The 10,894-nt window shown below is 70.2% G+C and carries 8 protein-coding genes; 3 read left to right on the top strand and 5 right to left on the bottom strand.

Features of this window, described 5'->3' with window-relative positions:
- The coding region (locus ACWDA7_RS18870) for a maltotransferase domain-containing protein (RefSeq protein WP_450605390.1) at positions 1–278 on the bottom strand (278 nt) is incomplete at its 3' end.
- An 816-nt stretch (positions 279–1,094) separates the two neighbouring features.
- On the opposite strand from ACWDA7_RS18870, the gene ACWDA7_RS18875 reads away from it, so the two are divergent.
- Entirely contained in the window at positions 1,095–3,719 is a 2,625-nt protein-coding gene (locus ACWDA7_RS18875) for a glycosyltransferase family 1 protein (protein WP_450605391.1), read from the top strand.
- A 111-nt stretch (positions 3,720–3,830) separates the two neighbouring features.
- Positions 3,831–4,826: a GNAT family N-acetyltransferase gene (locus ACWDA7_RS18880; RefSeq protein ID WP_450605392.1), complete on the top strand. Its 996-nt coding sequence runs from the start codon at positions 3,831–3,833 to the stop codon at positions 4,824–4,826.
- Between the two features lie 32 nt (positions 4,827–4,858).
- On the opposite strand, the gene ACWDA7_RS18885 is transcribed toward ACWDA7_RS18880, so the two are convergent.
- From ACWDA7_RS18885 to ACWDA7_RS18900, 4 genes are all read right to left on the bottom strand, one after another.
- Positions 4,859–5,377 (bottom strand): DUF1990 domain-containing protein, encoded by a 519-nt coding sequence (locus ACWDA7_RS18885; protein WP_450605393.1) that lies wholly within the window; start codon positions 5,375–5,377, stop codon positions 4,859–4,861.
- Between the two features lie 69 nt (positions 5,378–5,446).
- Positions 5,447–7,117, bottom strand: a complete 1,671-nt coding sequence (locus ACWDA7_RS18890; RefSeq protein ID WP_450605394.1) for a M4 family metallopeptidase — start codon at positions 7,115–7,117, stop codon at positions 5,447–5,449.
- Between the two features lie 243 nt (positions 7,118–7,360).
- Positions 7,361–9,403 carry a M4 family metallopeptidase gene (locus tag ACWDA7_RS18895; RefSeq protein ID WP_450605395.1) on the bottom strand — a complete coding sequence of 681 codons (2,043 nt, stop codon included), beginning with the start codon at positions 9,401–9,403 and terminating at the stop codon, positions 7,361–7,363.
- Between the two features lie 274 nt (positions 9,404–9,677).
- Positions 9,678–10,334: a PucR family transcriptional regulator gene (locus ACWDA7_RS18900; RefSeq protein WP_450605396.1), complete on the bottom strand. Its 657-nt coding sequence runs from the start codon at positions 10,332–10,334 to the stop codon at positions 9,678–9,680.
- Positions 10,335–10,357: 23 nt separating this feature from the next.
- Here ACWDA7_RS18900 and ACWDA7_RS18905 point away from each other — a divergent pair, with 23 nt between their 5' ends.
- On the top strand, positions 10,358–10,849 hold the full coding sequence (locus ACWDA7_RS18905) for a PHB depolymerase family esterase (protein WP_450605397.1): 492 nt from the start codon (positions 10,358–10,360) through the stop codon (positions 10,847–10,849).
- Positions 10,850–10,894: the final 45 nt, after the last annotated feature.

The following is a 10,894-nucleotide window of genomic DNA, read 5'->3' on the forward strand; positions in this document are numbered from 1 at the left end:
ACGACATTGGCGGCGACGGCGTCGTGGCCCTCGCGGAAGACCGTCGCGGAGATCTCGAACTCCTCGCCCACCACCGCCTTCGCCGGACGGCGGCCCTGGAGGACGAGGGGGCGTACGTCCAGTACGGGGATCCGTCCCACAACGGGACCGGCTTGCGGGTTGAGGGTGGGACCCGGGCCCGCGGCGGGTGTCCGCGGAGCGGGGGGCACGGTGTCGGTCTGCTGTGTCGAGGATGAGCCGGTTGCCGGGGCTGCCGGCGAGTGGTGCGTCGGGGGCATGACCGCTCCTGTCCGCGTCAACGTCGGTGGCGGATGAGGGTGTCGGAAGGCGAGGTACCGGAGGAGCCTTCCACCCTGCGGGGGTGGGCATTCCGGCACTTTCTTAACTACTCACGCGTATGTCTACCTTCAAGACCGGCCGCATCCGTAACAGCGAGAAAATGTCCGGTCCCGCCTGCTGGAGGGGCGAGGCCTGCAACGTTACGCGTGTCCGGTTAATTCTTGTTTACGCGTGCCCGGTCGGCCGCAGTCAAGGATTGTCCACTTGCGTCGGCCTGTTCGGTGATCCGGCGCCGGTGCCCTTGACCGTGCCGGAGACCGCACGCTCACGAGCGCCCGGCTCACCAGCGCCGGGGAAACCCGGTGCCGGCCGGCGGGACGGAGCGCGAAGGCGTCCGCGACGTGCGCAGTCGTCATCGACGACTCGGCACCGTCGGGCCGAAGTTCACCTGGATCGGGGCTTCCCGGCGCGGCCGGTACGCCCGTGGGAGGGCTTTCGTCCGGCGCGAGGCCACCCGTCGACCGGGAGGGCGGAACCGGTCATATCAGCCCTCCTCGGCATGTAAAGGTTGCGTTGTTTTTTTGGACTGCTCGCGCAGGAGCGGGCGAGGGGGAGCGGCCGGGCGATCGCGACCCGTCCGGCGCGCGAGGACCGGGCCGTTCGGGCCCGATCGGGGTTCCGGAGCGCCGCTGCCGGGGTCCGTTCACCGCGACCGCGGCTGCCTGCGAACCCCTCGGGAAGCGAAACGCGCCCTTGCCGCGCGGCGTACCGTCGGGGGTGACACTCCGCGTACGTCCCCCGTGAAGGTGGAACTCGTGAAGGCCATCCGCAGGTTCACCGTACGTCCCGTCCTCCCCGAAGCCCTTCACCCGCTGAGCGATCTGGCGCGCAATCTGCGCTGGTCGTGGCATGCGGAGACCCGTGACCTCTTCCAGTCCGTCGACCCCGAGCGATGGGCGTCCTCCGGCGGCGACCCGGTGCGGCTGCTGGGGAGCGTGCCTCCCGCCCGGCTCGCGGAGCTCGCCGAGGACCGTCGCTTCCTGCGGCGTCTCGCCGCGGCCACCGACGATCTGGCCGACTATGTGACCGGCGACCGCTGGTACCAGTCCCGTGCGTCCGACTCCGACCTCCCCGCCGCCGTCGCCTACTTCTCGCCCGAGTTCGGCATCACGGCGGCGCTGCCCCAGTACTCCGGCGGCCTCGGCATCCTCGCCGGCGACCATCTGAAGGCGGCCAGCGACCTCGGCGTGCCGCTGATCGGCGTCGGACTGCTCTACCGGCACGGCTACTTCCGGCAGACCCTCTCGCGGGACGGCTGGCAGCAGGAGCACTATCCGGTGCTCGACCCGAACGAACTGCCCGTCGTGCCCCTGCGCGAGCTCGACGGCACCCCTGCCCAGGTCTCCCTCGGCCTGCCCGGCGGCCGACGGCTGCAGGCCCGTATCTGGCTCGCACAGGTGGGCCGGGTACCGCTGCTGATGCTCGACTCGGATGTGGAGGAGAACGCCCTCGGCGAGCGGGGCGTCACCGACCGGCTGTACGGCGGCGGCAGCGAGCACCGGCTGCTCCAGGAGATGCTGCTGGGCATCGGCGGGGTACGCGCGGTGCGCACGTACTGCCGGCTGACCGGGCACCCCGAGCCCGAGGTCTTCCACACCAACGAGGGCCACGCCGGCTTCCTCGGCCTGGAGCGGATCGCCGAGCTGTCCGACGCCGGCCTCGACTTCGACTCGGCCCTGGAGGCGGTGCGGGCAGGGACGGTCTTCACCACCCACACACCCGTCCCGGCCGGCATTGACCGCTTCGACCGGGAACTGGTGGCCCGGCACTTCGGACCCGGCGCGGAGCTCGAGCGGATCGAGGTGGGGCGGATCCTGCGGCTCGGGATGGAGACGTACCCGGGCGGCGAGCCGAACCTGTTCAACATGGCCGTGATGGGCCTGAGGCTGGGCCAGCGCGCCAACGGCGTCTCCCTGCTGCACGGCAATGTCAGCCGCCAGATGTTCTCGGGCCTCTGGCCGGGATTCGACGCGGACGAGGTGCCGATCACGTCCGTGACCAACGGGGTGCACGCGCCGACCTGGGTGGCGCCGGAGGTGTTCCGGCTCGGGGCGCGGCAGATCGGCGCCGAACGCACCGAGGACGCCATGACGGTGGGCGGTTCCGAACGCTGGGACGCGATCGCGGAGATCGCCGGCCAGGAGATCTGGGACCTGCGCCGGGTGCTGCGCGAGCAACTGGTGCTGGAAGTGCGGGAGCGGCTGTACGCCTCCTGGCGGCAGCGCGGCGCCGGGACGGCCGAACTCGGCTGGATCGACGGAGTCCTGGACCCCGACGTGCTGACGATCGGCTTCGCCCGCCGGGTGCCGTCGTACAAGCGCCTGACGCTGATGCTGCGCGACCGGGACCGGCTGATGGAGCTGCTGCTGCATCCGGAGCGCCCTGTCCAGATCGTGGTGGCCGGCAAGGCGCATCCGGCGGACGACGGCGGAAAGCGGCTGATCCAGGAGCTGGTCCGGTTCGCGGACGACCCCCGCGTGCGTCACCGCATCGTCTTCCTGCCCGACTACGGCATGGCGATGGCGCAGAAGCTCTACCCCGGCTGTGACGTGTGGCTGAACAACCCCCTGCGCCCGCTGGAGGCCTGCGGGACGAGCGGTATGAAGGCGGCGCTCAACGGCTGCCTCAACCTCTCCGTCCTGGACGGCTGGTGGGACGAGTGGTACCAGCCGGACTTCGGCTGGGCGATCCCCACCGCCGACGGCGTGGGAACGGACGAGGACCGGCGCGACGACCTGGAGGCGGCGGCGCTGTACGACCTGCTGGAGCAGCGGGTGGCGCCGCGCTTCTACGAGCGGGGCCGGGGCGGGCTGCCGGACCGCTGGATCGAGATGGTCCGCCAGACCCTCATGAACCTGGGGCCGAAGGTGCTCGCCGGGCGGATGGTGCGCGAGTACGTGGAGCGCCTGTACACCCCGGCGGCCCATGCGCACCGGGCGATGACGGCGGACGCGGCCCGGGAGCTGGCGGGCTGGAAGGCGCGGGTCCGGGCGGCCTGGCCGGGTGTGACGGTCGGCCATGTGGAGACCTCGGCCGCGACGGCGACGGCGGAACTGGGCACGACGCTCTCGCTGCGGGTCCGGGTCGGTCTCGGCGACCTGGGGCCCGACGACGTGGAGGTCCAGGCGGTCTCGGGGCGCGTCGACACGGACGACCGCCTCGAGGACGCGACGGCGACGGCCCTGAAACCGGCGGACGCCCCGGACACGGACGGCCGCTGGGTGTACGAGGGTCCGCTGTCACTGGATCGGACGGGTCCATTCGGCTGTACGGTCCGGATCCTTCCGGCCCACCGGTTGCTCGCGTCGGGCGCGGAGCTGGGCCTGGTGGCGGTACCGGCGGAGGAGCTGGCCGAGGCCGCAGGGGTGCTGATGCGGTGAGGACGCGTGCCGGCCGCCGCCTGTAAATGGCGTGGACAAGCCCCCCAACTCCTCATACGGAACAGATAAGTTGTGTCCAAAATCCACAGTGGACAACTGGGGGGCGTGGACATGAGCACGGCAGTGGCCGGCAGCACCGAGATCGTGCGGGCGCGGGAGGAGCATCTCGAGGAGATCCTCGCGTTGGCCGAGTCCTGGCGCCTGGACACTACCGACCCCGGACGCGCAGGACGCGACGGATTCCTGGTGTCCCGCTACACCATCGACGACTATCGGAACCGGCTCACCACGGCCGAGCACTTCTGGGTGGCCGTGAAGGGCGGCCAAGTGCTCGGTTTCGTGCTGGCCTACAGCGACGAGCGCATCGAGCCCGACGAATGGCTCAACCACCGGATCAAATGCACGCTCGGTGCGTTCCTCGTCATCAAACAGGTGTGCGTCGCCCGCTCCGTGGCCCGCTCTGGCATCGCCTCCGGGCTCTACCACCATGTGCTGGAGCAGTGGACGACGAGCCCGGTGATCGCGGCGGTCGTCTGTGTGCCCTACAACGAGGCGTCCGTCGGATTCCACCGCAAACTCGGTTTCGACGAGCTGACCCGGCTCACCCCGCCCGACGGCATTCAGCGGATGGTCTGGGTGGCGCGCAAGCCGAAGGAGGCACTGCTGCAGGCCCAGTACGCGGTCGCCGTCGACTTGTACAAACACGAGGACAACACCAACTGGCAGAAGCTGAACAACTTCTTCTACATCACCGCCGGTCTCGCCGCGGCGCTCGGGTTCACGTTCGGCGCCGACAAGGACTCCGGCTTGGCGCAGGACGTACGGAGCCTCGCGGTGGTCATCTGCGTCATCGGCCTCGGTTCCGCAATCGCCTTCGCGCAGATGCTGCGATTCGGCCGACGCTACCTCAGCGCCCGCAAGCACTCCGCGATGGAGCTGGAGGAGGTGCTGGCCTGGCACGGGGGGCAGCGGATCGTAGGAAGGGAAGCCGAGGCCGCGGGCAACGAGTGGCTCAAACAGTCGCCGACCGGGTTGGTGATGGTTCTGCTGCCGGCTCTGGTCGCGGCGTCCTGGACGGCGATGCTCATCGTGACGCTCCTGCACTGAGCGCTTCGGTGAAACGGGCGGTGCAGGATGCCTCAGACGGGGGAGTGCGGCTCGCACAGCCGGCGCATTGCCGCTCCGCAGCGTCGCGCGTATGCCTGCTGGAATCCTCGGGCCGCCGGGCCGCCTGCCTTCGCGTACCACTTGGCCGGGCGGCTGAAGCCCATGACCGTCAGCCAGACCGTGCCGTCTCCGGTGCGGTCCACGACGAACGCCTCCTCGCCACACTCGGGGTGGCCCGGCAGCGTGCCGTAGGCCCAGCCCGTGCGGCGGTGTTCCTCCACCGTCCAGACCACCCGGCACGGGGCCTTGATCACGCCGGCCAGGGTGACGGTGACGTCCACGCCCGGTGCCGCCCGCTCCGCGTCGACCTGGACGCCGACGCCCAGCGACCGGTGCATCTCCCAGCCGAGGAGGGCCTCGGACGCCCGGTCGAAGACCTCCTGGCCCTCGCCGATCCGCGTGCGGACGTGCAAGGCGCGGAAGCCGTCGGGGCAGTGACCGGGCTCGCGGGTCGCGCCGACATCCTCATAGGTGAAGTCCGCCAGTGACATGAGACCCCAGCGTAGGGCGGCCCCCTGCGCTGCCTTCGCGCCGGGGGCCGCTGTGTCGCTCTGTGCGTACTAGCTCACGTTGACTGCGGACCAGGCCGCCGCCACCGCGTTGTACTCCGCGCTGCCGGAGCCGTAGAGGGCGGCCGCCGCGGAGAGGGTGCCTGTGCGGGCGGACTTGTAGTTGGTCGTCGACGTGAAGTACGTCGTCAGCGCCTTGTACCAGATCTGCAGCGCCTTGGCGCGGCCGATGCCGGTGACGGTGGAGCCGTTGGACGTCGGGGAGTTGTAGCTGACCCCGTTGATGGTCTTGGCGCCGCTGCCCTCCGAGAGGAGGTAGAAGAAGTGGTTGGCGACACCGGACGAGTAGTGCACGTCGAGGTTGCCGACGGACGAGGACCAGGAGTCGGCGGAGCCGCCGTCCTTGCTGGGCTTGTCCATGTAGCGCAGCGGGGTGCCGTCGCCGTTGATGTCGATCTTCTCGCCGATGAGGTAGTCACCGGGGTCGGAGGCGTTGTTGGCGTAGAACTCCACGCCGGTGCCGAAGATGTCCGAGGTGGCCTCGTTCAGGCCGCCGGACTCGCCGGAGTAGTTCAGGCCCGCGGTGTTGGAGGTGACGCCGTGGCTCATCTCGTGGCCGGCCACGTCCAATGAGGTCAGCGGGTGCGTGTTCCCGGACCCGTCACCGTAGGTCATGCAGAAGCAGCTGTCGTCCCAGAACGCGTTCACGTACTGGTTGCCGTAGTGCACCCGGGAGTAGGCGGCCTTGCCGTCGTTCTTGATGCCGCTGCGGCCGAAGGTGTTCTTGTAGAAGTCCCAGGTCACCTGAGCGCCGTAGGCGGCGTCGACGGCCGCGGTCTGGTCGGTGGTGGAGCTGGAGGCCGAACCGGTGCCCCAGGTGTCGTCGGCGTCCGTGAACAGGGTGCCCGCGGAGGAGCTGGTGCCGTGCGCCTTGTTGTACGTCTTGTGGCCGCCGCGCGTGGTGTCGTTCAGCTGGTAGGACGAGCCCGACAGGGTGGTGTTCAGGCTGACTGTGCCCGAGTACAGGCTCTTGCCGGTGCCGGTCTCGATGCCCTGGTACTCGAACAGCTTCTTGCCGGTGGCGGCGTCCGTGATGACGTGCAGCTGGTTCGGGGTGCCGTCGTCCTGGAGTCCGCCGACGACCGTCTCGTACGCGAGGACCGGAGTGCCCGAGCCGGCCCAGACGACCTTGCGCGGCGCGGCGTCGGCGGCCGTCCTCGCCGAGCCCACCGACCGCGCGGCCGTCACGGCCTGCTTCTCGGCCTTGGCCGCGGTGATCTGCGGCTTGAGCGAGGCCACCTTGATGGCCGCCTTGTTCGCCCGGGTCACGCCCTCGGTCCTGCCGGACCCGGACTCATGGACGACGAGGTCGCCGCCGAGGACCGGCAGACCCGCGTAGGTGCGCTCGTAGCGGGTGTGGACGGTTCCGTCGGCGTCCTTCACGACGTCCTTGACGACCAGCTGCTCCTTGACGCCCAGGCCTATCTTCCGGGCCGTCTCGGACGCGCCGGCCTGGGCCTCCTTGATGAGGGAGGTACGCGCGGCCGCGGACAGCGCGAGCGGGGCGGCGGCGAGCGGCTTGGCGCTTGTGCCGGCCGGGGAGGCGGGGACCTGGGCGGAGGCGGCACCCGTGCTCAGGCCCGTGGTGAGCAGGGCCCCGGCGGCGACGGCGGTGGCGACGGCGAGAGTGGTGCGCTTGTGACGCGCGTAGAGGGGAGTCACGCAAGCTCCTTCTGTGGGGGCGCTCATGCGGCGTGGGGTGGCCGCACGGACGGAATGAAGTTGCGGTGCGGGTGAGCCGTGCGGTGGAAGAGTGACACTCAAGTCGCGTACATGTCAGGACCCCGACATGATGTTGGCTGAAAAAACACAGCCGAGTGAACGTTGCGGGAACGTGAACGGGCGCCGCCCCGGGGTGTCGTGACCCCGGGACGGCGCCCTGTCCATGCCACTTCCCCGTGAGGTCTACGGGAAGGTGAGCTTCCAGCTGTTCAGCTTGCCGGTGTCCAGCCTCGCCTGGTCCTGGACCTTCAACTTCCAGGTTCCGTTGGCCGTTTCGGACGAGGCGTTGACGGTGTAGGTGGCGTTCACGTTGTCCGCCGAGTCGGAGGAGCTGAAGTTCTTCAGGCGGTACGAGGCGCCCGAGGGACCCACCAGATCGATCACCAGGTCACCCCGCCAGGTGTGGGTGATGTCCACGGTCACCTGGAGGTTGCTCGGCGCGTTTCCGGTCCTGCCGGACACGTCGATCGACGAGGTGACCGCGGGCCCGTTGTCCGGAATGGACAGCGGGGTCGTGTTCTCGTACGAGGTCCCGCCACCGCCGCCCCCGCCGGAGCGGGATCCGACCGCGACGGCCGCCCACGCGTCCTGCACCGCCTTGTACTCGGCGCTGGTGGTGCCGTACAGCTCGCCCGCCGCTGCGAGCGTCCCGGTGCGCGCCGCCGCGTAGTTGGTGGTCGAGGTGAACTTGGTGGTGAGTGCCCGGTACCAGATCTGCAGCGCCTTGTCGCGGCCGATACCGGTGACCGGGAGGCCGTCCGCCGTCGGCGAGTTGTAGCTGACGCCGTTGATGACCTTGGCTCCGCTGCCCTCGCTGAGCAGGTAGAAGAAGTGGTTCGCGGGGCCCGACGAGTAGTGGACGTCGATCGACCCGATCCCCGAGTACCAGCTGTCCTTGGACGCGCCGTCCTTGCTGGGCTTGTCCATGTAGCGCAGCGGGGTGCCGTCGCCGTTGATGTCGATCTTCTCGCCGATGAGGTAGTCACCGGGGTCGGAGGCGTTGTTGGCGTAGAACTCCACGCCGGTGCCGAAGATGTCCGAGGTGGCCTCGTTCAGGCCGCCGGACTCACCCGAGTAGTTCAGGCCCGCGGTGTTGGAGGTGACACCGTGGCTCATCTCGTGGCCCGCCACATCCAGAGCCGTCAGCGGGTCCGCGTTGGCCGAGCCGTCGCCGTAGGTCATGCAGAAGCAGCTGTCGTCCCAGAACGCGTTCACGTACGAGTTGCCGTAGTGCACCCGGGAGTAGGCGGCCTTGCCGTCGTTCCTGATGCCGCTGCGACCGAAGGTGCTCTTGTAGAAGTCCCAGGTGGTCGCGGCGCCGTAGTGCGCGTCTGCGCCTGCGGTCGCGGCGTTCGACGTGGTGCCGTTGCCCCAGGTGTCGTTCGACTGCGAGAACAGCGTGCCGGTGCCGGACGTGCCGCGGTTGAGGTTGTACGTCTTGTGGCCGCCGCGCGAGCCGTCGTTCAGCGTGTACGTCGAACCCGACTGCGTGGTGGTCAGGGTGACCTGGCCGCTGTACTGGGTGTTGCCGATGCCGTTCTTGATGCCCTGGTACCGGAAGAGCTCCTTGCCGGTGGCCGCGTCGCTGATGACGTGCAGTTCGTTCGGGCTCCCGTCGTCCTGGAACCCGCCGATCACCGTCTCGTACGCCAGGACCGGCTTGCCGCTCGCCGCCCAGATCACCTTGCGGGGCGCGTGGTCGGCATCCGTCCTCGCCGAGCCCGCCGCCCGTGCGGCGGACAGCGCCTGCTTCTCGGCCTTGGCGGCGCTGACGGCCGGCGTGAGCGAGGCGACCTTGATGGTGGCCGTCGTGGCCTTGACGACCCGCTCGGTCGCGCCGGACGTGGCCGTGTCCACGACCAGATCGCCGCCGAGGACCGGAAGGCCCGCGTAGGTGCGCTCGTAGCGCGTGTGCAGGGTGCCGTCGCCGTCCTTGACCACGTCACGGACGGTCAGCTTCTCCTGCGCCCCGAGGCCTATCGCCCGGGCGGTGTCCGCCTTCGCCGCGTCGGCGTCGCGGATCAGCTCGGCGCGCTGCGAGGGGGAGAGCTTCAGGGCCATGTGCGCGGGGTCGGCCTTGCCGGCGGCGGGGCCGGTCGGGGCGGCGTTCGCGGCGCCCGACTGGACGGCGGCGGCCAGCAGGGCGGACACGCCGACGAGGGCGACGGCTGCGGCGCGCCGCGCGGGGGTGTGGGAGGTGCGTCTGCGAGAGGGACTGCTGCTCACACTGACTCCTTCTGCATGGCCGCGGATCGCGCGGCCAGGAGAGACCGGACGGAAGTCAGCCGTCCGGGCAGAACAGGCGGAACGCGGAACCAGGTGCATGAAGGTGACGGGCCACCGCACAGCGGGAAAACTGTGGGGTTGCTGTGAAGCGGCCGTGGGAAGCGTGCCAGAGGACGCCGCTTCCTGTCAGGAGCGCGTCAAGAACTTGTCCGGAATCGTTCGTTGGCCGGGAGGTCGTGTTCGGTATACGAACTGTTCGTGTTGCGGGGCCGGTTCAGGCGGAGGCCAGGTGGGTCTTCAGGGCCAGATGCACGTGCAGCGCCCGGTCGCCGTGGCGCCATTGCGGGCCGAGCAGTGCCGAGATCCCGTCGATGCGCTGATAGAGGGTGTTGACGTGGATGTAGAGCCCCGTGGCGGTACGGGTGAGGCTGCCGTCGCGGGCGAAGTATGTGAGCCCGGTGCGCACCAGGGCGCTGCCGCGGGTCTCGTGGTGGTCGAGCAGCGGGCCGATGGTGCGGCGGACGAAACGGGCGAGTTCCTCACGCCCCGCCTGACCGAGCAGGATGCCGAGGTCGTCGCGGGACGCTCCCTCGCCGGCCCGGTCGAGGGCGAGCAGGACGTCGACGCAGCCGGACCGCGTCGCGGTGCGCCTCGACGATCGCCGCCGCCCCGGGCGTCGCGGACTCCCCGCCCACGGTGACCGGACGCCCGGACCCGGCGGCCAGAGCCCCCGCCAGGGCGCGGGCGGCGCCGCCCGGCTCCCCGGCGCCGGGCAGGACGACGACGGTGCTGCCGCCGTACTCGCCCGCGACGCCCCGAGCCGGGTGGCGTAGGCACCGGCCGCGTCCGTGACCCGGCGCCGCCCGCCGCGGTCCTCGCCGCGGGACACCAGGACCACGTGCTCGCGCTCCAGATCCAGTCCCAACAGCAAGGACCGGCGGCGCAATCCCTCCCGTGCGGTGGACCTTCTACCCGTTCCTCATCAACTGCGGGGACGACCCGCAGGGCGAGATACTCCGGCACTGGCTCGGCGACCGCAACGTCAACCCGGCCGCCGCCACCCAGACCGGCACGTTCAGCGAGTACGACCAGGACCGCTACACCCCCGGCGGCTGGACCCAGTGGTACACCCTGGCGAGCTCGGGCTACCTCTACACGCCCGCCTCCTGCGCGGCGGGCGAGGCGTGCAAGCTGGTCGTCGCCCTGCACGGCTGCCTCAGCGACAACACGTTCGTCGGCGACCGCTTCGCCCGTGAGTCCCACCTCAACGAGTACGCGGACACCAACCACCTGGTGATCCTGTACCCGCAGACCGACATCAGCCTGCTGCGCCTCAACCCCCAGGGCTGCTGGGACTGGTGGGGATACACCGGCGGTGACTACGCCCAGAAGTCGGCACCGCAGATGCGCACGATCATGAACGAGGTCCACGCCCTCGGTGGCTGACCGGGCCCGCGGTGAGCGAAGCGAAGACCGAGGACCCGCCCGTGC

It is taken from the genome of Streptomyces sp. NPDC001156 (genome assembly GCF_053598275.1).

Coding starts and splice junctions, on each gene's coding strand:
- ACWDA7_RS18880 (WP_450605392.1), top strand. CDS start 3,831: ATGAGCACGGCAGTGGCCGGCAGCACCGAGATCGTGCGGGCGCGGGAG.
- ACWDA7_RS18885 (WP_450605393.1), bottom strand. CDS start 5,377: ATGTCACTGGCGGACTTCACCTATGAGGATGTCGGCGCGACCCGCGAG.